The following is a 25,177-nucleotide window of genomic DNA, read 5'->3' as shown; positions in this document are numbered from 1 at the left end:
TGCTCCTTAAACCGTCAGCACCACACAACTGTCCACTTCCCAGCACAAGCGCACTTCATCGCCCCAGGTGGGTAATCCTTTACGATAACGATGGGCATTTTGTAGCTGGGCGCTGATCATCTGCCCGCTTTTCAGGCGAACGTGATAGACCGAAAGATCGCCGAGATAGGCAATGTGCATCACCTCCCCCACCGCGAAGTTACAACCATTGGCGGGCGGTTCTTCACAAAGCATGATTTTTTCCGGACGCAGCGCCACATGCACCGGCACGTTATCGACCACCGAAGCATCTACATCAACTTTCAGTGGATGCACCAGCCCCGGCGAATAAAGCACCAGACCATCTTCCTGACGCTCTTTGAGTACACCTTCAAAGACGTTTACCGAACCGATAAATTCAGCACTGTAGCGCGTGGTCGGATGCTCGTAGATCTCTTCCGGCTCGCCAATCTGGACAAATTTCCCACGATTCATAATGGCGATGCGCCCCGCCATGGTCATCGCCTCTTCCTGATCGTGAGTGACCATTACGCAGGTCACACCGACGCGCTCCAGAATATCCACCACTTCAAGCTGCATCCGGTCACGCAGCTTTTTATCCAGCGCGCCCATCGGCTCATCGAGCAGTAATAGTTTCGGGCGCTTGGCAAGGCTTCGGGCCAGCGCCACACGCTGTCGCTGACCGCCGGAAAGCTGGTGCGGTTTGCGTTTGGCGAACTCCTGCATATGCACCAGCCCAAGCATCTCATTGACCCGGCTGGCAATTTCCGCTTTCGGTAGTTTGTCCTGTTTCAGGCCAAAAGCGATGTTCTGTTCCACGGTCATATGCGGAAACAGCGCGTAAGACTGAAACATCATATTGATGGGGCGCAGGTAAGGCGGCACCTGTGACAAATCGACGCCATCGAGCATAATCTGCCCGGCAGAAGGTTGTTCGAAACCTGCCAGCATACGCAGCAGCGTGGACTTGCCACAGCCGGATGCGCCCAGCAGCGCGAAGATTTCGCCTTTATAGATGGTCAGGCTGACATCATCGACCGCATGCTGACCATCGTAAGATTTAGTCAGATTACGGATTTCTAATAGCGGCGTCAGCGCCTTACGGGTTTTCGCCTGGGGGCGAGGGATAGCGTCATTCACGGCTGCTCTCCGGCATTGAATGTGTGCAAGCGCACCCTGATGGTGCGAATTGCCGGCGGGTGTGGTGCGCCCGTCCGGCATCTACGGCTGCGGATTATTTTCCGCTCTTCACTTTGGTCCACGCGCGGGTGCGCACACGGTCGATTTTCGGATCCTGCACTTTCAGAGTGAACAGCTTCGCACGGACATCCGCAGGCGGGTAAATACCGGGGTTATCACGCACTTCCGCGCTTACCAGCGGCGTAGCTTCTTTGTTCGCGTTGGCATAGAACACATGGTCAGAGATATGCGCTACGACATCCGGACGCAGCAGGTAATTCAGGAACTGATAAGCTTCGTCTTTATTTTTGGCATCCGCAGGCATGGCAAATACATCAAAGAATGCCATCGCCCCTTCTTTCGGAATCGAGAACGAGACATTCACGCCATTCTTTGCTTCCTTCGCGCGGTTTGACGCCTGCCAGACATCGCCCGCCCAGCCGATAGCGACGCAAATATCGCCGTTTGCCAGGTCGTTAATGTATTGAGATGAATGGAAATAACGAATGTTCGGGCGCAGCTTTAACAGCAGATCGGTTGCCGGTCCGGTGTAATCATCTGCTTTAGTGCTGTTGGGATCTTTACCGAGATAATTCAGCACGGTAGCAAACACTTCTTCCGGTGCATCAAGGAAAGAGACGCCGCAGCTTTTCAGTTTTTCCAGATTTTCAGGTTTGAGGATCAAGTCCCAGCTATCGACGGGCGCGTTTTCACCCAGTACCGCTTTGACTTTATCGACGTTATAGCCAATCCCGGTCGTCGCCCACATATAGGGCATAGCAAATTTATTATCCGGGTCATGTTTAGCGACCAGCTTCAGCAGTTCCGGGTCGAGATTCTTCCACTCCGGCAATTTGTTTTTATCCAGTGGCTGGAAAACTCCCGCAGTCAACTGGCGCTCCAGAAAGCTGGCAGATGGAACCACCAGGTCAAAGCCGGTGCTCCCCGCCATTAATTTTCCTTCCAGTACTTCGTTGGAATCGAAAACATCGTAAACGACTTTAATACCGGTTTCTTTTTCAAAATTGGCCACCGTATCCGGGGCGATATAATCAGACCAGTTATAAATGTGGAGTGTTTTTTGTTCAGCCGCGAGCGTGCCGACAGAGACGGCCATCAGAGCACCCGCAACCAGACCCGATAGCCATTTTTTATTTAAGGCGGTCATATCTCTTTCCTTCTGAAAGTTCGTTAACAAACGAACAAAAGTTGTCACACTGAAAGATATGCAATATTCGTGCATATTTTTATCGGCTCGGTGTAAGAAAAGAGAACTCTCTCCCGGCCAGCACTGCTCGCTATATAAAAGCATCGCAAGAATAACTTTAGCCAGGGTTTGAGACTATAGCTCGGATTAAAAAACGGTATTTAACAAATTTTTATGCGTATTTGCTCTATGTGATAAAGCCAAATCGGCACAAGAGAAGTGAAATAATCTTTAATAAAAGGTTAAAAACAGCAGATAATTTTGCAGCACGCAGTCACTGCGGCAGCGACTGCGTACTCGAAAGGAGTTATCAGTGGAGGAAATAGTTTTCGGTAACGTTGTTTTGCCCTTCATCGTCAGTCGGTAACAGCAGTTGATGGGCATTAGCTTCAAGAATGACCATCGAAATCTGCTCTTCGCTCTGACGCACGAACCATGCAAACTGCTCATAGGTTACGCCCTGCATAACGGATAAAGACTGGCAAACCACCAGCTTTGGCAGATTATCATCCTGCATATCAAGAAATGCTTTCACGGTCAGCGAACTGGCATTGATGGCGGATAAATCCGCCGCCAGCGGCAATACGGCTGAAGGTCGGACTTCCGCCATGGCAGAAAACAGGATCGTGTTATCGATCAGATCGATTTTGGCATCAAAGACACCGTCGAAATTCTGCATATGGGGCAGATGCAGAGCCTGACAGTTATCACATTCAAAAAAACTCATCCCCAGGTCATCGAGCCATTGACGCAACGTATCCAGACCAGGAACGACCAGCGATGTCATAATTTTGTACAACCTCTTCCGATAAAAAGACCGGCACAGCTTACGCAAAAAGCGCAGGCAAAACCATGATCAGTAATGTGATTGCGACTAACCACCCGTTTTCAGGCAATATTCTGTCGTGGCGTTGCGTTCGATCCAGCGGATCATTTTACTCGCGATGTCGATACCGGTGGTTTTTTCTATTCCTTCCAGCCCCGGCGACGCATTCACCTCCATCACCAATGGCCCGCGATTAGCACGCAGAATATCCACACCAGCAACGTCCAGCGCCATCGTTCGCGCGGCTTTTATCGCGATTTCACGCTCCTGTGGTGTGATACTGGCGACGCTTGCCGCGCCTCCACGATGCAAATTGGAACGAAAATCGCCCTCTTTCGCCCGCCGTTCAATCGCAGCGACCACTTCATCGCCAACAACCAGACAGCGGATATCGCACCCTTGCGCCTCTTTGATATATTCCTGCACCAAAATATGCGCGTTCAGACCGCGAAAGGCGTCAATCACGCTTTCCGCCGCCTGACGCGTCTCCGCCAGCACGACACCAATTCCCTGCGTACCTTCAACCAGCTTAACCACCAGCGGCGCACCACCGACCATGTCGATTAAATCGCTGGTATCATCCGGCGAATGCGCAATGCCCGTGACAGGCAGGTCGATGCCCTGACGCGCCAGCAGTTGCATGGAACGCAATTTGTCACGCGCCCGGGCAATGGCGACCGACTCATTGAGCGGATAGCTCCCCAGCATCTCGAACTGGCGCAGTGCCGCCGTCCCATAAAAGGTAATGGCGGTGCCAATACGCGGGATCACAGCGTCAAAATGGGGTAACTTGCGGCCTTTGTAGTGAATTGAAGACGCCGCAGGATTTATGTTCATGTAGCAAGAAAGCGGATCAAGAATTTCAACCAGGTGACCACGCTGTATAGCGGCTTCACGCAGCCGCTTACACGAATAGAGCGTTCCATCCCGGGACAATATGGCAATTTTCACCCTGCACCTCTCTGTCAGACCTGGTCAAAAGCCCGCGTATCATACATCGGCGTGGCGATTTTAGCGCGTAGCCCAACCCTGTTTGTGCAAATAATCCAGTATAAATGGGCGGCTTTCTTTAATGATTGTTCGGCGGATATGATCGCTCCAGGTATCCCGGCGATTATTGCTGCCACGGGTGAGGTAATATTCCGCCAGTTGTTCGTCATACTGCGCCAGTGCGTCTTTATCCAGCGGTTGATAGCTGTTTTCATGCACCAAAATGGAAGCCGGTAAACGCGGCTTAAGATCTGGATTATCCGCAGGCCAGCCAAGGCACAGCCCAAACAGCGGCAGAACATGCTGCGGTAATTTCAGCAGTTCCGTCACCGCTTCAATATTATTGCGCAGGCCGCCGATATATACCCCGCCCAATCCCAGCGATTCCGCTGCGGTTAACGCATTCTGCGCCATCATTGCCGTATCAACGACACCGAGCAACAGTTGTTCCGCCAGGCCAAGTTGTGCATCCGGACAGATCTGTAAATGGCGGTTAAAGTCGGCACAGAACACCCAAAACTCCGCCGCTTTCGCTACGTGTTTTTGCCCGCCGGTCAGCGTCACCAGTTCATCACGTAACGCTTTGTCGGTAATGCGAATAATGCTACTGCACTGCAAAAAACTGGAACTGGACGTCGCACGGGCGCTGTTAATAATCGCCTCACGCTGCGCTTCGGAAATGGGTTCATCAGTGAAATGGCGAATGGAGCGATGGCCACAAATAAGTTCAATGGTTGGCGTCATTATCTTTTTCTCTTTCTGAACGTGAATATTGCGGTGGACGGTTCATCAGCTGTGGGGCAAGACGTTTTGCCACCTGAAGAATAACCACCACCGCAGCGGGAAGCATGAGCAAAACACCGAGAAAAATCATCAGAATCTGCACTTCTGGCCGAGAAAATGGCTCAGGCAGCGACAGGGAGTCGCTTACCGACAGCAGCGCCACCGCCAGCAACATCATTCCGATAAATTCCAGTATCAACACGCTTTTAGGCAATTTACCGATCGCGCGCATACGCTTCCCTCTGCAAAGTGAGCCTTCAGTCTAAAACTTTTCACTGTATTGTGTTTAACAGTTATAGCTTTTAGCAATTAATGCAACAGGTTAAACCTACTTTCAGCGAATACATTTTAGCGTGATCATTACAGGCATAAGTCTATGAGGGGAGAAATAATGCAAACCGTTATTTTTGGTCGTCCGGGTTGCCCTTACTGTGTGCGTGCAAAAGATCTGGCTGAGAAGTTGAGCAATGAACGCGATGATTTTCAGTATCAGTATGTAGATATTCGTGCGGAAGGGATCACTAAAGAAGATCTACAACAAAAGGCAGGTAAACCCGTAGAAACCGTGCCGCAGATTTTTGTCGATCAGCAACATATCGGCGGCTATACCGATTTTGCTGCATGGGTGAAAGAGAATCTGGACGCCTGAGCGTCTGACAAGCCCTCGTGTTGAGGGCTTAATTAATTTTTTCTGTGCTGTGATTTAAACAAACTGCTGATAAATAAGAAACACAATGCCCCCAACGCACACCAGAACACCGCACTTAATAACCATGCCAGCTCTTGCCAGAATGAGCGCGTTGGTGAAAAAAACAGCCGCATTATGAGCATCGAACAGGGTGCCGCCAGCATTGCGCCAAACAGAGGTTTCAGGACTTCTCTACGCTGTGAAAAGAAGCTGGCAACCGCTCCAGGAAGAATGAAAAACAGCAAACCAATTTCAGGATGCCCGGCAGCCCGAAAAGCGCCTTTCATGTGCGTCGCCAGAAAAAGGCACACCACAATGAAGAGGACAAAACAGCAGATTGCCCCCGCCCAACGTTGTTTATGTTTCACTCGTTCCTCCTGACACTGCGTCTATCGAACACATTTTTCGCCAGTGTGGCGTTCAGTAAGATAAAGCCGCTTCGCATTCCATGCTAATATAGGCCAACGCAATTCATATAGCCGTTGATACCTAATGTGATTACACTAGTAAAATATATTGTTACTTTACTATCGTTTAGGTGCGCTGAATGAATCTGCGCCCTGAATTCTGGTAAAAAACATTATCGTAAATTACCATTTCTTTCAACAGCTTACTAGTAAACAAGAAGTTAGCCTCCGTGAATATAAACGTCGCCGAATTGTTAAATGGGAATTACATTCTGTTATTATTTGTGGTCCTCGCGCTTGGGCTATGTCTCGGGAAATTACGACTTGGTTCGATCCAACTGGGTAATTCCATTGGCGTTTTAGTCGTATCGCTGTTATTAGGCCAACAACATTTCAGCATTAACACCGACGCGCTTAATCTTGGCTTTATGCTGTTTATTTTCTGCGTCGGGGTCGAAGCTGGACCGAACTTTTTTTCCATTTTTTTTCGCGATGGGAAAAATTACCTAATGTTAGCACTGGTGATGGTTGGCAGTGCGCTGGTGATCGCCTTAGGGTTAGGTAAGCTGTTTGGCTGGGATATTGGCCTGACGGCCGGTATGTTAGCAGGCTCTATGACGTCAACACCGGTTTTGGTCGGTGCTGGCGATACACTGCGTCATTCCGGCATGGAAAGCAGGCAGCTCTCACTGGCACTGGATAATCTGAGCCTCGGGTATGCCTTAACCTATTTAATCGGTCTGGTGAGTTTGATTGTTGGTGCGCGTTACTTGCCGAAATTGCAGCATCAGGACTTACAGACCAGCGCCCAGCAAATCGCCCGCGAACGTGGCCTGGACACAGATGCCAACCGTAAGGTTTATTTGCCGGTGATCCGCGCCTACCGCGTCGGCCCGGAGCTGGTAGCCTGGACCGACGGCAAAAATCTGCGTGAACTGGGTATTTATCGACAAACTGGCTGTTACATTGAACGTATTCGTCGTAACGGGATTCTGGCAAATCCAGACGGTGATGCCGTACTACAAATGGGCGATGAAATAGCGTTGGTAGGCTATCCCGACGCCCACGCCCGACTCGATCCCAGTTTCCGTAATGGCAAAGAAGTTTTTGATCGCGACCTCCTCGACATGCGTATCGTCACTGAAGAAGTGGTCGTTAAAAACCATAACGCTGTTGGCAAACGTCTCGCACAACTGAAGTTGACCGATCACGGCTGCTTCCTCAACCGCGTCATTCGTAGTCAGATTGAGATGCCGATTGATGACAACGTCGTGCTTAACAAAGGTGACGTTTTACAAGTCAGCGGCGATGCCCGTCGCGTAAAAACCATCGCCGATCGCATCGGCTTTATCTCGATTCACAGCCAGGTCACTGACTTGCTGGCATTCTGCGCCTTCTTTGTTATTGGGCTGATGATCGGGATGATCACCTTCCAGTTCAGCACATTCAGTTTCGGCATGGGGAACGCTGCCGGGTTGTTATTCGCCGGAATTATGCTGGGCTTTATGCGCGCTAACCACCCGACCTTCGGTTACATTCCGCAGGGTGCATTAAGCATGGTGAAGGAGTTCGGCTTGATGGTGTTTATGGCAGGCGTTGGTCTGAGCGCTGGTAGCGGTATTAATAACGGCCTGGGCGCGATTGGCGGTCAAATGTTGATTGCCGGATTGATTGTCAGTCTGGTGCCAGTGGTTATCTGCTTCTTGTTCGGTGCTTATGTATTGCGAATGAACCGCGCACTGTTGTTCGGCGCAATGATGGGCGCACGCACCTGCGCGCCGGCAATGGAGATCATCAGTGATACAGCTCGCAGTAATATCCCGGCGCTGGGCTATGCGGGCACCTACGCAATCGCCAACGTTCTGCTAACGCTGGCTGGGACAATCATCGTCATGGTATGGCCAGGATTAGGATAAAACTGAAGTTGCCCTGAAAATGAAATTTTTTTGCACAACCGCAGAACTTTTCCTCAGGGCATCAGTCTTAATTAGTGCCACTGCTTTTCTTTGATGTCCCCATTTTGTGGAGCCCATCAACCCCGCCATTTTGGTTCAAGGTTGGTGGGTTTTTTGTTATCTAAAATTTATCTACTACCCTGCAACCCTCTCAACCATCCTCAAAATCTCCTCGCGCGATAGCGGCTTACGGTCGGTGACAAAATGCAGCGTCATCCCCTCAATAAACGCATCAAGCGCGCGGGCGGTTCCGGGTTCAAACCATTGTTCGAGCGTTTGCTGACTGCGCTGCATCCAGTTTTGCATTACCGTTTTTAATAGCGGTTTTCGGCTAGCCAGCGCGTAGAGCTGGTACATCAGCTCCATGTTATCCGGCGTTGCAACCTGTGAGCTGTAGATCATATCGGTGATAGCCTGGCATGCGCCCGGAGCATCACTAACATCGCTAAAAAATGCCTGATATTGCCGGGACATGATCTCAGTAAAACTGCTGAACGCCTCCAGCAACAACTCATCAATTCCTGAAAAATAGTAGGTCATCGACCCCAACGGTACCCCGGCAAGGGTAGCAATTTTGCGGTGCGTAACGGCATGTATTCCGTAAAGTTTCACCGCCTCCAGCGTGGCCTGGATAATTTTTTCTCGCCGTTGCGGATCGTTAGCGCGACGCATGTCATTTCCTCTCTCTGCAATTGTGTACAAATGTACACAACCTTGCTAATGTTGTCTTCCCTCTTCTTATTTTGACGTGATCTATGACCGTAAATTCTTCACGTAATGCATTGAAACGCCGAACCTGGGCGCTGTTTATGTTCTTCTTTTTGCCGGGCCTGTTAATGGCGTCCTGGGCAACTCGTACACCTGCTATCCGCGATATTCTTTCTGTTTCGATCGCTGAAATGGGCGGAGTCCTCTTTGGTCTGTCGATCGGTTCAATGAGCGGTATTCTCTGCTCGGCGTGGTTAGTGAAACGCTTTGGGACGCGTAATGTCATCCTGGTCACGATGTCCTGCGCATTGCTCGGGATGATGATATTAAGCCTGGCGCTCTGGCTGACATCGCCCGTGCTCTTTGCCGTTGGTCTCGGCGTCTTTGGGGCTAGTTTTGGTTCTGCAGAAGTGGCGATAAACGTTGAGGGTGCCGCCGTTGAGCGAGAAATGAATAAAACGGTTTTACCGATGATGCACGGTTTTTATAGCCTGGGCACGCTGGCAGGCGCTGGTGTCGGGATGGCACTGACGGCCTTTGGCGTTCCGGCAACGGTGCATATTTTATTGGCGGCGCTGGTAGGCATCGCGCCTATTTATATCGCCATTCAGGCAATCCCTGACGGTACGGGCAAAAATGCTGCCGATGGCACCCAGCATGGTGAAAAAGGCGTACCTTTTTATCGGGATATCCAGTTGCTGCTGATTGGTGTTGTGGTACTGGCGATGGCCTTTGCCGAAGGTTCTGCCAACGACTGGTTACCCTTATTAATGGTTGACGGTCACGGTTTTAGCCCTACTTCCGGCTCGCTGATTTATGCCGGTTTTACCCTGGGGATGACTGTTGGACGCTTTACCGGCGGTTGGTTCATCGACCGTTATAGTCGCGTTGCCGTGGTTCGGGCCAGTGCACTGATGGGAGCGTTGGGTATTGGGCTGATTATTTTTGTCGATAGCGCCTGGGTCGCTGGGGTGTCTGTTGTACTTTGGGGACTGGGTGCCTCGCTGGGCTTCCCGCTGACCATTTCTGCCGCCAGCGATACCGGACCCGATGCACCAACCCGCGTCAGCGTAGTGGCAACGACCGGTTATCTGGCTTTCCTCGTCGGGCCTCCGCTACTGGGCTATCTCGGCGAACATTATGGATTACGTAGTGCAATGTTGGTTGTACTGGCGCTGGTTATTCTTGCGGCTATTGTCGCGAAAGCCGTCGCCAAACCCGATACCCAAACGCAGACGGCGATGGAGAATAGTTGATGAGCATTAAATTAATTGCGGTAGACATGGATGGTACTTTCTTAAGCGATCAAAAAACCTATAACCGTGAGCGGTTTATGGCTCAGTATCAGCAGATGAAAGCACAAGGCATTCGCTTTGTGGTCGCCAGCGGGAATCAATATTATCAGTTGATCTCTTTCTTCCCTGAAATTGCTAATGAAATTGCCTTTGTGGCAGAAAACGGCGGTTGGGTAGTGAGCGAAGGCAAAGATGTTTTTAATGGCGAGCTGTCGAAGGATGCGTTTGCTACTGTCGTGGAACATTTGCTGACGCGCCCGGAAGTGGAAATTATTGCCTGCGGAAAAAATAGCGCCTATACCCTCAAAAAATATGACGATGCCATGAAAACGGTGGCGGAAATGTATTATCACCGTCTGGAATACGTCGATAACTTTGATAATTTAGAAGATATCTTCTTTAAGTTTGGCCTGAATCTTTCCGATGAACTGATTCCACAAGTGCAAAAAGCATTACATGAGACCATCGGCGATATTATGGTGCCGGTCCACACCGGCAACGGCAGCATCGATCTGATTATCCCCGGCGTACATAAAGCGAATGGCCTGCGCCAACTTCAGAAATTATGGGGAATAGACGACAGCGAAGTGGTGGTCTTCGGCGATGGTGGTAACGATATTGAGATGCTGCGTCAGGCAGGCTTTAGTTTTGCGATGGAAAATGCCGGCAGCGCGGTCGTCGCAGCGGCAAAATACCGGGCAGGCTCCAATAATCATGAAGGTGTACTGGATGTGATCGATAAAGTTCTTAAACACGAAGCGCCTTTTGATCAATAAAAACGGTAGCACGCCCGGCAACACAAAGCCTGAATGCAGGCTGCATAATTCGCGGAAATTAACCCGCTGCATTATTTCAGGCGAAATGATTATGAAAAATTGTCTACTGTTGGGCGCGCTTTTAATGGGCTTTACTGGTGTGGCGATGGCGCAAAGTGTCACCGTCGATGTGCCGAGTGGATACAAAGTGGTTGTGGTTCCTGATTCAGTCAGCGTTCCACAAGCAGTCAGCGTCGCGACTGTGCCGCAAACCGTCTATGTGGCTCCTGCGCCAGCTCCGGCTTACCGCCCGCATCCGTATGTTCGCCATCTTGCCAGCGTAGGTGAAGGGATGGTTATCGAACACCAGATTGATGACCATCACCATTAATTTGAAAATGCCTGATTGCTTTGCGCAACCAGGCATTTTTTTACCCTTCGTGCGAATTACCCATCTGTTTATCTTTTAAAAAGATAACCATCAGCAGCAGCCACAAAATCCCGTTGGCAAGGTTGAAGAGATTAAACAGGCCGTTGCCCCCATTCAGCCAGGCATGTTTGCTGATTTCAATACCGACGGTAAAAATAAGCATTTGCAACATTCCCATCGCCGCAGAAACCGTACCTTTACTCATATCGCTGGCAAACAGGGTCAATCGCACCAATCCCGCATTCGCCAGGCCAATACCGAAAGCATAAATACTTAACCCGGCGGTCATCCACAAATACGCGTGCGATGAGATAACCGTTGCCGCAGCAGCGACCAACAGGCCAATCATAATCGGCCAGCCGCCCATAATAATCAATGAACGTACGGTGCGGCGCGAGGTCAGACGCGCTAGCAGCAAGTTACCCGCAATTAATGCCCCGAAAATAGGCACTTGCAGCAAGCCATATTCATAGCTACTCAACTGCTCGCCGGTAATGATGATAATCGGCGACTGGGCGATCCACGCCAGCAACGGCAGGCTAACGAATCCCAGCGCCAGTGCCCCTGCCACAAAGCGACCGTTCTTCAGCACCAGCTTATAGTCACGACCGAGTTCTTTCAGCGACAGTTTCTCGCCTATACGCGTCGCGGTTTCAGGCATGGCTCGTTGCAGACCGAAAAAGGAGATCGCTGCCAATGCGGCAAACAAAACAAACATCCCCTCCCAGGGCAGCACATGGATCCACGCCGCGCCCACCAGCGGACCAAGTAGCGGAGCAATCAGCGCCACGTTCGCCATCAGCGCGGTGATCTTGATACAAACCGCCTCTTCGAAGGACTCCTGAATTGCGGCGTAACCCACAGCGCCAATGAAACAGAGGCTTATGCCCTGCAAGAAGCGCAACAGCGTGAATTGTTCAATGTTTTGCGCCAGTAATATCGCCAGACAAGTGATGATAAACCACACTACTCCCGCCAGCATCACCGGACGGCGACCAATACGATCCGACAGTGGTCCCAGCAGCCACTGTAAAAACATCCCGCCCGCCAGATACGCGGTCATCGAAGTAGGAACCCAATCAATGCCCGCCTGATATTGTTCCACCACGGCCAACATACCGGGTTGAATCATATCGTTGCCGATATAGGTTGAAAATTCGTAAAGCACCAGACAGAGAGGGAAAAGTAACGCCTGACGTCCAAGCCTGGCACCGGAAGCTAATCTATTTTGCATGCAATTTCTTCGCCAATAATAATCGCGCAAAGTTTAATAAAAGCGCAGCTAACGAGAAAGCGAATTTTGTAGCTGAAACTTCGGTTAAGCACATTCTTACATTATTGCGAGTATAGCTACGCTTTCTTTAAGTTTTATTTAACCTATGCTCGTTACAATCAGCCACCGTAAACAGGGCCGCTTGAGGGAAATAAGACGATGCCGCTTTACCCAGTTTAACCTGCACTTTATTCTCAACGACTTGCCTGTATTGGCTCCCTTTTAATCACTTTGCGTCGGGAAGTTATGCTGGAAAATTTGAATCTCTCTCTATTCTCTCTTATTAACGCGACGCCAGACTCTGCGCCGTGGATGATCTCGTTGGCGATTTTTATTGCTAAAGATTTGATTACCGTGGTGCCGCTGCTGGCCGCAGTACTTTGGTTGTGGGGGCTTACAGCACAACGGCAACTGGTGATAAAAATCGCAATCGCGCTAGTCGTCAGCCTGTTAGTGTCCTGGACGATGGGGCATCTTTTCCCACACGACCGACCCTTTGTCGAGAATATCGGCTATAACTTCCTGCATCATGCGGCGGATGACTCATTCCCGAGCGATCACGGTACGGTGATTTTCACCTTTGCACTGGCATTTTTATGCTGGCATCGCCTGTGGTCCGGCTCACTTTTAATGGTGCTGGCCGTCGTCATTGCCTGGTCGCGCGTTTATCTTGGCGTCCACTGGCCGCTGGATATGCTCGGTGGATTGCTGGCAGGTATGATTGGCTGCCTTAGCGCCCAGATTATCTGGCAAGCGATGGGGCATAAACTCTATCAACGTCTGCAATCGTGGTATCGTTTCTGTTTTGCATTACCGATCCGCAAAGGCTGGGTGCGTGACTGATCTCTGCTAAAAAGTGTAGTATTGAGCGGCTCGCTTCAATAACTATTCAGAGGGATTATGGAAACACGTCGCGAAGAGCGTATCGGGCAGCTGCTGCAAGAATTAAAACGCAGCGATAAGTTACATCTTAAAGACGCCGCCGCCCTGCTTGGGGTTTCGGAGATGACGATTCGTCGCGATCTGAATAACCACAGCGCCCCCGTCGTTTTGCTTGGCGGCTATATTGTTCTGGAACCGCGCAGCGCCAGCCATTATCTGTTAAGCGATCAAAAATCCCGTCTGGTAGAGGAAAAACGCCGGGCGGCAAAACTGGCTGCGACGCTGGTAGAACCCGATCAGACCCTCTTTTTTGACTGTGGCACCACCACACCGTGGATTATTGAAGCGATTGATAATGAAATCCCTTTTACCGCCATTTGTTATTCGCTAAATACCTTTCTGGCACTGAAAGAGAAACCTCATTGCCGCGCGTTTCTTTGCGGTGGTGAATTTCACGCCAGCAACGCCATTTTCAAACCCATCGATTTTCAGCAAACGCTGAATAATTTTTGCCCGGATATCGCTTTTTATTCCGCGGCGGGGGTGCATGTCAGTAAGGGCGCTACCTGTTTTAATCTTGAAGAGTTGCCGGTAAAACACTGGGCCATGTCGATGGCGCAAAAGCATGTGCTGGTTGTCGACCACAGTAAATTTGGCAAGGTGCGTCCGGCGCGCATGGGTGACCTGAAACGCTTTGACATTGTGGTGAGCGATTGTTGCCCGGAAGATGAGTATGTGAAGTACGCGCAGACGCAGCGTATTAAGTTGATGTATTAATGATGCATAACCGGATGACGTTTCCACGCCATCCGGTTATCACAAAATCAAGAGAACCAGCTGCCGAACCACTGATGGAATTTCATCATCACGAAATCCCACATCCGACCAAAGAATCCACCCTCTTCCACATTTTCCATCACGATCAGCGGGCGCTGTTCAATGGATTTACCGTTAAGCTGGAAATCAATGGTGCCGACAACCTGACCTTTTTTCAGCGGTGCGGTAAGCTGCGGTTCCGTTAACGTATAACTCGCTTTCAGGTTTTTCAGCTGCCCACGCGGTATGGTCACGGATCCCGCTTCGCCTGCCCCGAGATTCACTTCGCTCTTATCACCAAACCAGACGCGCTGAGTCACAAAGGTGGCATCAGGTTTAATTGGCGTCACGGTTTCAAAGAAGCGGAAACCCCAGGTCAATAATTTCTCAGACTCATTAAAACGGATACGGTCAGTTTTCGCCCCCAGCACTACGGAGATTAAACGCATATCGCCCTGGGTAGCCGAAGCAACCAGATTATATCCCGCGCCTGCCGTGGTTCCTGTCTTCATGCCATCAACATTCAGATTGCTGCTCCATAGCAGACGGTTACGGTTAGGCTGACGAATTTTGTTGAAGGTGAACTCTTTCTCTTTATGAATGGCGTACTCTTCTGGCACATCGTGAATCAGTGCTTTACCCAGCAATGCCATATCGCGCGCGGTACTGAACTGCCCCGGCGCATCCAGACCGTGCACCGTCTGGAAGGTCGTGTTGGTCAGCCCCAGTTTTTTGGCATAACCATTCATCAAACCAATAAATGACTCCTGGCTCCCGGCAACGTAATCAGCCAGCGCAATACAGGCGTCATTACCGGACTGGATAATCACGCCTTTGTTCAAGTCTGCCACCGAAACCTGATCGCCTGGTTTGAGGAACATTACCGACGAACCACGCAGTGCCGGGTTTCCCGTCGCCCAGGCATCTTTACCGACCGTCACCATATCGGTGAGTTTAATCTTATCGGCCTTAAGCGCCTGCCCAACCACATAGCTGGTCATGATTTTAGTCAGGCTCGCGGGGTCCAGTTTCTCATCCGCATTGCCTTCTGCCAGCACTTTACCGCTGGCGTAATCCATTAAAATCCATGCACGCGCATCCACGCTCGGCGCTTCAACGGTTTGTTCCGCCGCGAATGCCGTTGGGGCAAAAAGGAATAAAAATGCAGAACCCGCTGCAAGACCACGAAGGAGAGAGGAGTATTGCGTCATAAATGCCACCCGAGTATCCATTCAAAAAAAATACGTTATATCGCCGTATGATAAGTTCGGTGATTAATAACGCACACACAAACTTAAAGAAACCGTAAGTTGGTAAAGTTTTTAAAGTTTATGCAATATCCTGCCGCTTCGCTGCTTCTGCCGTCATTTTTTTGCCAGCTGTTGCTTAAAAGTTAACTTTACTTCACCATCAAAGTCCTGTTCAGCCTGTGGCTGCCTGTCGGAAAAGGAGTAAGTATGATTACGCTGTGGGGTCGGAATAATTCAACCAACGTAAAAAAAGTATTGCTGACGCTCGAAGAACTGGAACTACCTTATGAGCAAATTCTCGCGGGCCGTGAGTTTGGGGTAAACCACGATGCTGATTTTCTGGCGATGAACCCTAACGGGCTGGTGCCGTTATTGCGTGACGACGAAAGTGATCTCATTCTTTGGGAATCAAACGCCATTGTCCGCTATCTGGCGGCACAGTATGGGCAAAACCGCCTGTGGATCGACTCACCGGCACGCCGTGCAGAAGCGGAAAAATGGATGGACTGGGCAAACCAGACGCTCAGTAATGCCCATCGCGGGATCCTGATGGGATTAGTCAGAACACCACCGGAAGAGCGCGATCAGGCCGCCATTGATGCCAGTTGCAAAGAGTGCGACGCCCTGTTTGCCCTGCTCGATGCGGAACTGGCAAAAGTAAAATGGTTCTCTGGCGACGAGTTTGGTGTGGGCGATATCGCTATCGCTCCGTTCATCTACAATTTATTTAACGTTGGCCTGACCTGGACACCGCGTCCAAATCTGCAACGCTGGTATCAGCAACTCACTGAACGCCCCGCAGTGCGCAAAGTGGTGATGATCCCCGTTAGCTAATTGCGTGGGCTAACTTTAAGTAATTCCCCACTGGACTCGTCGGTGAGAACGTATAAATAACCGTCGGGTCCAGTGCGAACATCACGAATTCGCTGCCCTCTGTCCGTTAAAATACGGCCATCTTCTGTCACTTTGTCGCCGTTGACGCTCATCACAATGACATCTTTATCTTTCAGCGCGCCAATAAATAATTTTTGCTGCCACTGGGGGAATTTATCGCTGTTATAGAAGGCCATGCCGCTCACGGCGGGCGAATCTTTCCAGTAAAAAATAGGTTGCTCGGTCCCGGCGACGATCTCCCCTTTCGCTTCCGGTATTTTAAAGCCTGAATAATTGATTCCCCAGGTTGCCAGCGGCCAGCCGTAGTTTTTGCCTTTTTGCGGGATATTAATTTCATCACCACCGCGTGGGCCATGTTCATTCAGCCACAGTGCATTACTCCACGGATTCATCGCCATTCCTTGCGGGTTACGAATACCATAAGACCAGATCTCGGCGCGTGCATCGGATCTCCTGGCAAAAGGATTATCATCCGGGATCTCGCCCTGGTCAGTAAGACGCACCAGTTTGCCCTGTAATTTATCCAGATCCTGCGCCGTCGGGCGCTGATTGTTTTCGCCCAGAGCAATAAAAAGATAACCTTTACCGTCGAATACCAGCCGCCCGCCAAAATGGTTGCCGGTAGACAGTTTTGGCATCTGGCGAAAGACGGTGCGGAAGTCGGTCACTTTTGAGAGATCATCACTTAAGCGGCCATAACCCACAGCAGTTCCGGCTTTGCCATCATCGCCAACTTCGGAATAACTTAACCAGATGCGGCGCGACTGGGCAAAATCAGGCGCTAAAGCCACGTCCAGCAGACCGCCCTGCCCGTGCGCCCAAACTTCCGGCACTCCGGAAAGCGGCGCAGATAATCCTTTTCCTGCTTGCCAGTGACGCAACTCGCCGCCGCGCAGAGTGATTAACATACCGTGATTATCGGGTAAAAAGGCCAGCGCCCAGGGGTGATCGAGTTTGTCTTGCAGTACTTCGACATTTACCGTTGCAGGAGCTGCCCAGAGAGCAGAAGAAAGACAGATAAGGGGCACAAGGAAAAAGGATTGTCTCTGCATAACGCCTCCAGATTGACTCTGGCTTAAAGCGTAGTCAGTGGAGGAGATAACAAATTCATTTTTACAAAAACTTAAACATGAAGGGGGAGACGCTTTCTCCCCCTTAGTTTTCAGGCCTTCTCAAGCATGGCGTGCTTCTGCAGGCTCTGGATACTCAGCGTTAAGCTCATCAGACAATTTTCAAGCTTATCGGCGTTGACGGTAATAACAGTCGGGCAATCATGGTGCCCACTCATCAAACATACTGCGGCTGTCGCTAATGCTTCTTCAGCATGATGAAGAGCACTCCACTCTTCCTGATCCAGATGAAGATTCAACCGCAGCGATTTATCGTGCAGTTCGCGATTCAGTTTAAAAAAGTTATCTCGTAGATGATTGCTTTCGCTGACGGACATGTATCCTTTTGCCTTCCTCAGTTGCACGTATGCAGCGAGGTCAACGCGTGCGTCGATCAACCGGTTCAGCAGATCGATTCGCTGTCTGTCAACGAACATACTTCGATCCTCCTCTTTCCAGCCTTGTTGCAATTAAATAGTATGGCTATTTATTGAGCAAAATGCTGTCCAGGATCAATTCTTCACGCCGAATTAACAAAATTTACATTTCCTTCGCCTCCGCCAGCGAATGAGATTGCGATACAAATTTTATCCAGAACTCTGTAGAATCCCTGCCCTGACCTTTCCTGTAACTGAATATTTTTTAAGCTATGAGCAAAGTAACTCCCCAGCCGAAAATCGGCTTTGTTTCCCTTGGCTGTCCGAAAAACCTTGTCGATTCAGAGCGAATTCTCACCGAACTACGCACCGAAGGTTATGACGTGGTACCGAGCTATGACGATGCGGACATGGTGATCGTCAATACCTGCGGCTTTATTGACAGCGCGGTACAAGAATCACTGGAAGCCATTGGCGAAGCGTTGAATGAAAACGGCAAGGTAATTGTGACCGGTTGTCTGGGGGCGAAAGAAGATCAGATCCGCGAAGTCCACCCGAAAGTGCTGGAAATCACCGGGCCTCATAGCTATGAGCAGGTTCTTGAGCACGTTCATCACTACGTACCAAAACCGAAACACAACCCATTCCTGAGCCTGGTGCCAGAACAAGGTGTGAAACTGACGCCGCGTCATTATGCCTATCTGAAAATTTCTGAAGGCTGTAACCACCGCTGCACCTTCTGCATTATTCCGTCTATGCGCGGCGATCTGGTGAGCCGTCCGATTGGCGAAGTGTTAAGTGAAGCGAAACGTCTGGTTGATGCGGGCGTTAAAGAGATTCTGGTGATCTCGCAGGATACATCCGCCTATGGCGTCGATGTTAAACATCGTACTGGCTTCCACAACGGCGAGCCGGTAAAAACCAGCATGGTCAGCCTGTGTGAACAGTTATCGAAACTGGGGATCTGGACACGTCTGCACTACGTTTACCCTTATCCACACGTGGACGACGTCATCCCACTGATGGCGGAAGGCAAAATCCTGCCGTATCTGGATATCCCGTTGCAACACGCCAGCCCGCGCATTCTCAAACTGATGAAGCGTCCGGGTTCTGTAGATCGCCAACTGGCGCGCATCAAACAGTGGCGCGAAATCTGCCCGGAACTGACCCTGCGCTCAACCTTTATTGTCGGCTTCCCTGGCGAGACGGAAGAAGATTTCCAGATGCTACTCGATTTCCTGAAAGAAGCACGTCTGGATCGCGTTGGCTGCTTTAAATACAGCCCGGTTGAAGGCGCAGATGCCAATGCCCTGCCTGACCAGGTTCCGGAAGAAGTGAAAGAAGAACGCTGGAACCGTTTCATGCAGCTACAGCAGCAGATTTCCGCCGAGCGCCTGCAAGAGAAAGTGGGCCGTGAAATTCTGGTGATTATCGACGAAGTGGACGAAGAAGGTGCGATTGGCCGCAGCATGGCAGATGCACCAGAAATCGACGGCGCGGTTTATCTCAATGGTGAAACTAACGTTAAGCCGGGTGATATCCTGCGAGTGAAAGTCGAGCACGCCGATGAGTACGATTTGTGGGGTAGCCGGGTTTAATTAATTCAGGCAGGGCAACATCATTTGCCCTGCCTGCTAATAATGATTACTGCCAGCTAATCTGCGCCCTGCCGTTTTTCTTACTCTTATACAGCCGCTCATCCGCCAGCATTTTCAAACGTTCAACGGTGGTACATTCATTTGAATGCGCTACGCCGATACTGGTGCTCAAGTTAATACTCCCCACCTGGAAATGGACGATTTCTTTTAGAATCGATAGCAACTCCTCCAGCGTTCCGCCAGTATAAATCACCGCAAATTCGTCACCGCCGAAGCGGTAGACTTTACCTTTATCTACCGGGATCTGTGATTTAAGGATTTTCACCACTTTCATCAACACTTCATCGCCCAGCAAATGACCGAAGGTGTCGTTAATGTTTTTGAATTTATCGACATCAAAAAGACACAGATAGCCCCCTTTTTCCGGCAGGGCTTTTAAATCTTCATCAAAGGATTTTCTGCCCATTGCTTTGGTCAGGTCGTCCAGAAACGCCGAGTTATACATACTGTAGAGTTTTTTGACATCGGCAGCCGAGAAGAAAAGCCCACCGTCCAGGACGCGTTCAAAATGGTTATTAATAATGGCTTCTTTCTCCACAATGCCACGATTAATCACTCTGCGCACCAGATAAAGGCAGCTAGCACCCGATATCACTGCCACCAATGCAGCAAAGAAAATAATCAACATACATACCTGAAAATAAACGTCTTTTTTATACGAAAATACGTACAATCCGGTCGGCAAATAGGCGAAGTGCTCCATTGCTTCCGAAACGGTGAAGATGGCGTTTTTAGCATTATATTCATCACCGGTCACCGGTTTACCGTTCTTAAACAGAGAGAACATCAGGTTCTCGCTATCCATCGCCAGCGATTTTGACAGTAAAGAAAAACGCTCCAGACCAAGCAAAAATATCAGACTGCGATTGTGAGTTACCGGATAGAGGTAATAGACGAAGGTTTTACCGTCAAAAGAGATAAACCCTGTATTTTTGACATGTCGATACTTAACAACCTGCATAATATCTGCACAATAATTTTTCTCGAACTCCTTTACCTGAATACATTCGTCACTGGAAATCAGATAAGGACCGACATCGTACAAATAAGAGGGTGAAACCGAGTCGGCGTAAGCTGTGCGCAAGCCAACCAACAGCTGTTCCTCCGTGGGATTTAGCGTGTTGATGAGATCAATTGCCACGCTACGCCGATATTCAGCAATATTTGCCACCGCAAAAGCAGTATCAATAACGGACTGTTTCAGGCCATACACCCGTTCCTTTACCATTTGAGTGTAGATCCCGCAGGCAACTGCTGAAATCATGATAAAAATCAGCAGACTGACTGTAAGTACGAACTTATTGATTCTGGACATACGTAAACTACTCTTTTACTAATTTTCCACTTTTATCCCAGGCGGAGAACGGCATGGGTTTCTGGTACAGATACCCCTGAGCCTGAACACATCCTAATTTGATTAATTCGCGCGCAACGTCTTCGCTCTCTACGCCTTCCGCAATCACCGGGATCCGGTTATAGCGTGCCAGATCGAAAATAATGCGCACAATTTTTCCCGCAGTACCGAAAATATCGCCGGTAAATTGTGAGTCCACTTTTATGCTATCTGGATTAATTTCATAAAAACGTTTCAGGTTTGACAAACCGGTGCCAAAGTCATCAATCGATATCCGTACCCCTTGTTTACGCAGTTGTTCAATATTGAGATAAAAATGTTCATTAATTCGCTCGATCACAGTTTCAGTGATCTCAACACAGAGGCTGTTCGCCTTCAGGCCATTTTCTTTCATGATGGTGGTAAAACGCTCATGAAAGTGTGGTTCGTTTAACTGCCAGGGCGAAACATTAATATGCAGTAAGAAACCGTCCTTCAGCGACGCACGCTGACTAAAATGTCTAAATTCACCCATTGCCGTTTTAATAATCTGATAACCCAGCTCATTGATAAACCCGATATCTTCAGCAATGGTAATGAACTTCAGCGGTGAAATGATCCCCCGCTCCGCAGACACCCAACGGCACAACGCCTCCGCGCCCAGAATGGCGCGGGTGTTAATATCAACGATCGGTTGATAGACCAGGAATAGTTCGCCAATTTCCATTGCATGGCGAATATTACGCGCAATCCAAATATTCTCTTCTATTTCGTTGAGTTTCGCGTCATCACAGAAAATAAACTCTGAGAACATATGGTCACGGATGCTGGAAATCGCCAGTTTCAGTTTTTCTGCGTAACTCCAGGCGTTTTCTCCCTGCAAAGGTTCACAAATAGCAGACTTATGGATGCGCAGATTGCGGTAGCCAAAGCTGCTGTCAAAATCGTTTATCGTCGCTATCTTACGGGTAAACGTCTGGACATTTTCCCGGCACAGGAGTAAATAAAGATCGGCATTGAATGTCACGATATCGCAGCATTGTGCATATTTCTCGGCAATTCGCTGACACAGTTTTCTGACGATTTTATTACGCTCATCGACACCAAACACCGCTTCAACGGCTTCCAGGCCACACAGTTTGATGATCCCCACAGCCAGATACTGATTATTGTTGGACTCAATAATCGCCATATTTTTAATAAAACCGCTTTCTTGATCGTAAGAGATCAGCGAGAGCAATTTATTCGAACGTTCAATTTCGGCATCTTTCATTTCCGCGATCGAATTTTTGATGCTGATAATCTCTTTCGCATCGCCTTCGCGAATTTTCAGAGCCTCGATTTGATCCGTTGAGTCGGGCAAAAATGCCAGCGTATTAACCAGCTCGGTCATTTCAGAAAATTGCCGACGGAACACACGAGTGGTCATTAAATAAACCACCAGCAATACGATAATAATGAAAGCAAACGGCAGATAAAAAAGTTTATCTGATGCGTTCAATAAATTACCGCCAGGATAATAAAAATAGATTTCGAATAATGCGTTGTTTGGCACCGCTGATGTTTTTTCGATATATTCAGTATCGACAGAATCAATAATATTATAATTGCCTTCGCTATTATAAATAATCAGTTTTTCACGAGCGAGTTGATTCTTGGCAATGATCTCATGGCCTTGTTTCAAAAATAGAACTTCATCATTAGCGCTGATTTGATCAAGATACTCGTTCAGATATCGCCAGTTTAAATCGACATGAATTTTATCCACCACTAACAAATCGTGATCTTTGCCGTTGATGCGTAGCGTAAAAGAGATACATTTTTTACCCGGACGATCAAAGCAATTGTATGCCGGATTCCAGCTGTTGTTAGAGTCATCTGAAGCCACAGACCACGGTCGTTTCGATGGGTTAAAATCGGCAAAAATAACCCGCCCTGACTCGTCGACAAGCGGTCCATTTAATTGTTCCTGATGATAAACAACGATTTTATCATTTGCCCTCCGCGAAAAGAGATAATATTTATTATCATCAAGTACCAGTCCCACCGAGTCTAAAAATGGCATCATTTCCATTTTAAGGATCACAGCGCGTTGAATCTCCTCTGTATTTTTTAATAAATACAGTGAGTCCTTTAATGTCAGGGCCGAACGTTCAATATCTTTAAAGAAATAGCCAACGTTTTTCTGAATAAGTTCAAAGCGGCTATCGGCACGTTTTACCGCGCGTTCCGATACCAGTTGATAGTTAATGATGAAAAAAAGGCCAATAAATGACAGTGCTGCCAATAAAAATAAAATTATCAGCCTTATCTTTATCTTTTCGTATAAACTCAGCATGTTAATACATTTAACAAAATAACTGTCTGAACGCTGTGCCGCTGCAAAAACAGTCCCTTGCTGCGGCTTTTTAACCAAATTACCCGATTCTACAAAATCAGCAGAAAGTTACAACACTTGCTTAGGGCAATAATTTCCTGTGAGGTGATTACCCTTTCAAGCAATATTCAAACGTAACTATCCTTTAATTTTCGGATCCAGCGCATCGCGTAAACCATCCCCCAGCAAATTGAACGCCAGTACAGTCAGAAAAATAGCCAGGGCCGGAAAAACAGCGACATGCGGCGCGATAACCATATCCGCTCGAGCCTCATTGAGCATCGCTCCCCACTCTGGTGTCGGCGGCTGCGCGCCGAGGCCGAGAAACGACAGGCTGGCCGCAGAGATAATCGAGGTGCCAATGCGCATGGTGAAAAACACCACGATAGAAGAGACGGTCCCAGGCAGAATATGACACAATAAAATGGTCATATCGCTGGCACCAATACTGCGTGCTGACTCAATAAAGGTTTGCTGTTTCAACACCAGCGTATTGCCGCGCACCAGTCGGGCAAACGCGGGGATGGAAAAAATGGCAACGGCGATAATCACGTTAGCGATGCCGCTTCCCAACACCGCAACAACAGCGATCGCCAGTAAAATACCCGGGAAGGCAAACAGCACATCGCAAATGCGCATGATCAGCCGATCCCACCAGCCTTCATAATATCCCGCCAGCAAGCCCAGCAACGTCCCGATCGCCGCACCGATAAACACGGCAAACACGCCCGCCGCCAGCGAGATTTGCGCACCAACCAGGACACGGCTGAAAATGTCGCGTCCCAGTGAATCGACGCCAAACCAGTGCTGCAAAGAAGGTCCGTTATTCAGATTGTCATAATCGAAAAAATTTTCGGCGTCATAGGGGGCGATCCAGCGTGCAAAAATGGCCACCACAATCAATAAAATGACGAATAATGCGGCGGCCATCGCCATATGCTGATGGCGAAATCGTCGCCAGAATTCATGCCACGGTGTACGTACCTGGTCAGGTTTAACCAATGGCATGGCGTTTAACACCGCCTGACGTCGCCAGTTAAATATTCGCATCCTTACTTGTACCTGATAGCCGGGTTAATGGCGGCATAAAGCACATCCACCACTAAGTTGATAAGAATAAATTCCAGCGAGAAAAGCAGAATTTCCGCCTGAATCACCGGGTAATCGCGCATTTCTACGGAGTCGACGAGTAAGCGTCCAAGTCCGGGCCAGTTGAAGACTTTCTCCACCACAATGGAACCACCGAGTAAAAAGCCAAACTGTAAGCCCATCATGGTCACTACCGGGATCATCGCATTGCGTAACCCGTGTTTGAGGATGACCCAGGTTTCGCTCACCCCTTTCGCCCTCGCGGTACGCATATAATCTTCGCTTAAAACGTCGACAAACGATGCGCGGGTAAAGCGCGCCATCACGGCTGCCACTGCCGCGCCGAGCGTCAGGGAGGGTAAAATGTAGTGCTGCCAACTGTCTGCACCAACGGTGGGTAACCAGCCAAGTTCAACTGAGAAAACCTGAATCAACAGTATTCCTAACGCAAATGCCGGGAATGAAATCCCTGATACCGCGATAGTCATACTTAATCGATCCGGCCAACGGTTACGCCAGACGGCGGCGATAATTCCCGCCGCCATACCAAATATCACTGCCCAGACCATACTGGTTATGGTCAGCCACAGCGTTGGCATAAAGCGGCTGGCAATCTCATTGGCAACGGGACGACGCGACACCATCGACAGGCCAAAATCCCCCTGCACAGCATTGCTGATATAGTGCCAGAACTGGTGATACATCGGCTGATCCAACCCCAGCTGCTGACGCACCAGTTCTATAACCTGCGCATCAGCTTCGGGCCCGGCAATCAATCGCGCCGGATCGCCGGGCAGCATATGGACAAATAAAAACACCAGCACCGAGACGATAAACAGCGTCGGAATCAACCCCAGTAAGCGTTTGATAACGTAATTAAGCATTCCACTCCCTGC

The 25,177-nt window shown here is 49.3% G+C and carries 25 protein-coding genes; 9 read left to right on the top strand and 16 right to left on the bottom strand.

Translation table 11 applies throughout. From position 1 onward, the window contains the following. Window positions 1-6: 6 nt before the first annotated feature. The 6 genes from potG to BGE37_RS05595 form a co-directional block, all read right to left on the bottom strand. The gene (potG, locus tag BGE37_RS05625) at window positions 7-1,140 is read right to left on the bottom strand and encodes a putrescine ABC transporter ATP-binding subunit PotG (protein WP_000996012.1); all 1,134 of its coding nucleotides are present in this window, start codon (window positions 1,138-1,140) and stop codon (window positions 7-9) included. A gap of 94 nt (window positions 1,141-1,234) precedes the next feature. Then, window positions 1,235-2,347: a spermidine/putrescine ABC transporter substrate-binding protein PotF gene (potF, locus tag BGE37_RS05620; RefSeq protein ID WP_000126061.1), complete on the bottom strand. Its 1,113-nt coding sequence runs from the start codon at window positions 2,345-2,347 to the stop codon at window positions 1,235-1,237. A gap of 349 nt (window positions 2,348-2,696) precedes the next feature. Then, on the bottom strand, window positions 2,697-3,173 hold the full coding sequence (locus BGE37_RS05610) for a YbjN domain-containing protein (protein WP_000203025.1): 477 nt from the start codon (window positions 3,171-3,173) through the stop codon (window positions 2,697-2,699). Between the two features lie 87 nt (window positions 3,174-3,260). After that, the gene (gene rimK, locus BGE37_RS05605) at window positions 3,261-4,163 is read right to left on the bottom strand and encodes a 30S ribosomal protein S6--L-glutamate ligase (protein ID WP_000684326.1); all 903 of its coding nucleotides are present in this window, start codon (window positions 4,161-4,163) and stop codon (window positions 3,261-3,263) included. A 60-nt stretch (window positions 4,164-4,223) separates the two neighbouring features. Next, window positions 4,224-4,946: a nitroreductase NfsA gene (gene nfsA, locus BGE37_RS05600; RefSeq protein WP_000189133.1), complete on the bottom strand. Its 723-nt coding sequence runs from the start codon at window positions 4,944-4,946 to the stop codon at window positions 4,224-4,226. Further along, window positions 4,930-5,217: a DUF1418 family protein gene (locus BGE37_RS05595; RefSeq protein WP_001201576.1), complete on the bottom strand. Its 288-nt coding sequence runs from the start codon at window positions 5,215-5,217 to the stop codon at window positions 4,930-4,932. The genes nfsA and BGE37_RS05595 overlap by 17 nt, the downstream gene beginning before the upstream one ends. A 159-nt stretch (window positions 5,218-5,376) precedes the next feature. Here BGE37_RS05595 and grxA point away from each other — a divergent pair, with 159 nt between their 5' ends. Further along, window positions 5,377-5,634 (top strand): glutaredoxin 1, encoded by a 258-nt coding sequence (grxA, locus tag BGE37_RS05590; protein ID WP_001195231.1) that lies wholly within the window; start codon window positions 5,377-5,379, stop codon window positions 5,632-5,634. A gap of 32 nt (window positions 5,635-5,666) precedes the next feature. Here grxA and BGE37_RS05585 read toward each other — a convergent pair whose 3' ends face one another. Continuing rightward, window positions 5,667-6,041, bottom strand: a complete 375-nt coding sequence (locus BGE37_RS05585; protein WP_000681109.1) for an inner membrane protein YbjM — start codon at window positions 6,039-6,041, stop codon at window positions 5,667-5,669. A 269-nt stretch (window positions 6,042-6,310) separates the two neighbouring features. Here BGE37_RS05585 and BGE37_RS05580 point away from each other — a divergent pair, with 269 nt between their 5' ends. Next, window positions 6,311-7,996 (top strand): aspartate:alanine antiporter, encoded by a 1,686-nt coding sequence (locus BGE37_RS05580; RefSeq protein ID WP_001024876.1) that lies wholly within the window; start codon window positions 6,311-6,313, stop codon window positions 7,994-7,996. Between the two features lie 174 nt (window positions 7,997-8,170). Here the strand turns inward: BGE37_RS05580 and rcdA are convergent, their stop codons facing one another. Continuing rightward, window positions 8,171-8,707, bottom strand: coding sequence for a DNA-binding transcriptional regulator RcdA (gene rcdA, locus BGE37_RS05575; protein ID WP_001295289.1), 537 nt, complete (start codon window positions 8,705-8,707; stop codon window positions 8,171-8,173). A gap of 83 nt (window positions 8,708-8,790) precedes the next feature. Between rcdA and BGE37_RS05570 the strand changes: the two genes are divergently transcribed. From BGE37_RS05570 to ybjH, 3 genes are all read left to right on the top strand, one after another. Then, complete coding sequence (locus tag BGE37_RS05570) at window positions 8,791-9,999, top strand: MFS transporter (RefSeq protein ID WP_105277057.1); 1,209 nt, start codon at window positions 8,791-8,793, stop codon at window positions 9,997-9,999. Beyond that, complete coding sequence (gene ybjI, locus BGE37_RS05565) at window positions 9,999-10,814, top strand: 5-amino-6-(5-phospho-D-ribitylamino)uracil phosphatase (protein WP_001353328.1); 816 nt, start codon at window positions 9,999-10,001, stop codon at window positions 10,812-10,814. The genes BGE37_RS05570 and ybjI overlap by 1 nt, the downstream gene beginning before the upstream one ends. An 85-nt stretch (window positions 10,815-10,899) precedes the next feature. Beyond that, window positions 10,900-11,184: a protein YbjH gene (gene ybjH, locus BGE37_RS05560; RefSeq protein ID WP_000605480.1), complete on the top strand. Its 285-nt coding sequence runs from the start codon at window positions 10,900-10,902 to the stop codon at window positions 11,182-11,184. Between the two features lie 40 nt (window positions 11,185-11,224). Here ybjH and mdfA read toward each other — a convergent pair whose 3' ends face one another. After that, window positions 11,225-12,457, bottom strand: a complete 1,233-nt coding sequence (gene mdfA / locus BGE37_RS05555; RefSeq protein ID WP_088541635.1) for a multidrug efflux MFS transporter MdfA — start codon at window positions 12,455-12,457, stop codon at window positions 11,225-11,227. A gap of 285 nt (window positions 12,458-12,742) precedes the next feature. Between mdfA and ybjG the strand changes: the two genes are divergently transcribed. Then, entirely contained in the window at window positions 12,743-13,339 is a 597-nt protein-coding gene (ybjG, locus tag BGE37_RS05550) for an undecaprenyl-diphosphate phosphatase (protein ID WP_105277056.1), read from the top strand. Between the two features lie 57 nt (window positions 13,340-13,396). Beyond that, the gene (gene deoR / locus BGE37_RS05545) at window positions 13,397-14,155 is read left to right on the top strand and encodes a DNA-binding transcriptional repressor DeoR (protein WP_000450117.1); all 759 of its coding nucleotides are present in this window, start codon (window positions 13,397-13,399) and stop codon (window positions 14,153-14,155) included. A gap of 47 nt (window positions 14,156-14,202) precedes the next feature. Here the strand turns inward: deoR and dacC are convergent, their stop codons facing one another. Further along, window positions 14,203-15,405, bottom strand: coding sequence for a serine-type D-Ala-D-Ala carboxypeptidase (gene dacC / locus BGE37_RS05540; RefSeq protein ID WP_000195961.1), 1,203 nt, complete (start codon window positions 15,403-15,405; stop codon window positions 14,203-14,205). A 246-nt stretch (window positions 15,406-15,651) separates the two neighbouring features. Here dacC and gstB point away from each other — a divergent pair, with 246 nt between their 5' ends. Next, window positions 15,652-16,278 carry a glutathione S-transferase GstB gene (gene gstB, locus BGE37_RS05535; RefSeq protein WP_000631897.1) on the top strand — a complete coding sequence of 209 codons (627 nt, stop codon included), beginning with the start codon at window positions 15,652-15,654 and terminating at the stop codon, window positions 16,276-16,278. Here the strand turns inward: gstB and yliI are convergent. Together yliI and bssR are read right to left on the bottom strand one after the other, a co-directional pair. Continuing rightward, complete coding sequence (gene yliI, locus BGE37_RS05530) at window positions 16,275-17,390, bottom strand: aldose sugar dehydrogenase YliI (RefSeq protein ID WP_105277055.1); 1,116 nt, start codon at window positions 17,388-17,390, stop codon at window positions 16,275-16,277. The two genes, gstB and yliI, sit on opposite strands and share 4 nt — an antisense overlap. A gap of 110 nt (window positions 17,391-17,500) precedes the next feature. Beyond that, window positions 17,501-17,884: a biofilm formation regulator BssR gene (gene bssR / locus BGE37_RS05525; RefSeq protein WP_000497137.1), complete on the bottom strand. Its 384-nt coding sequence runs from the start codon at window positions 17,882-17,884 to the stop codon at window positions 17,501-17,503. Between the two features lie 212 nt (window positions 17,885-18,096). Between bssR and rimO the strand changes: the two genes are divergently transcribed. After that, window positions 18,097-19,422, top strand: coding sequence for a 30S ribosomal protein S12 methylthiotransferase RimO (gene rimO, locus BGE37_RS05520; protein WP_000049367.1), 1,326 nt, complete (start codon window positions 18,097-18,099; stop codon window positions 19,420-19,422). Between the two features lie 46 nt (window positions 19,423-19,468). On the opposite strand, the gene BGE37_RS05515 is transcribed toward rimO, so the two are convergent. The 4 genes from BGE37_RS05515 to gsiC form a co-directional block, all read right to left on the bottom strand. Beyond that, the gene (locus tag BGE37_RS05515; protein ID WP_000086878.1) at window positions 19,469-20,797 is read right to left on the bottom strand and encodes a GGDEF domain-containing protein; all 1,329 of its coding nucleotides are present in this window, start codon (window positions 20,795-20,797) and stop codon (window positions 19,469-19,471) included. Window positions 20,798-20,804: 7 nt separating this feature from the next. After that, complete coding sequence (locus BGE37_RS05510) at window positions 20,805-23,153, bottom strand: sensor domain-containing phosphodiesterase (RefSeq protein ID WP_105287905.1); 2,349 nt, start codon at window positions 23,151-23,153, stop codon at window positions 20,805-20,807. A 177-nt stretch (window positions 23,154-23,330) separates the two neighbouring features. Continuing rightward, window positions 23,331-24,242 carry a glutathione ABC transporter permease GsiD gene (gene gsiD / locus BGE37_RS05505; protein WP_105287854.1) on the bottom strand — a complete coding sequence of 304 codons (912 nt, stop codon included), beginning with the start codon at window positions 24,240-24,242 and terminating at the stop codon, window positions 23,331-23,333. A 2-nt stretch (window positions 24,243-24,244) separates the two neighbouring features. Next, entirely contained in the window at window positions 24,245-25,165 is a 921-nt protein-coding gene (gsiC, locus tag BGE37_RS05500) for a glutathione ABC transporter permease GsiC (RefSeq protein ID WP_105277054.1), read from the bottom strand. Window positions 25,166-25,177 lie beyond the last annotated feature (12 nt).

The sequence above is a fragment of the Escherichia sp. MOD1-EC6300 genome, assembly GCF_002965045.1.
Lineage (GTDB): Bacteria > Pseudomonadota > Gammaproteobacteria > Enterobacterales > Enterobacteriaceae > Escherichia > Escherichia coli_F.
The sequence above is the reverse complement of the archived record's forward strand: the minus strand, read 5'-3'. Positions and strand labels throughout refer to the sequence as shown.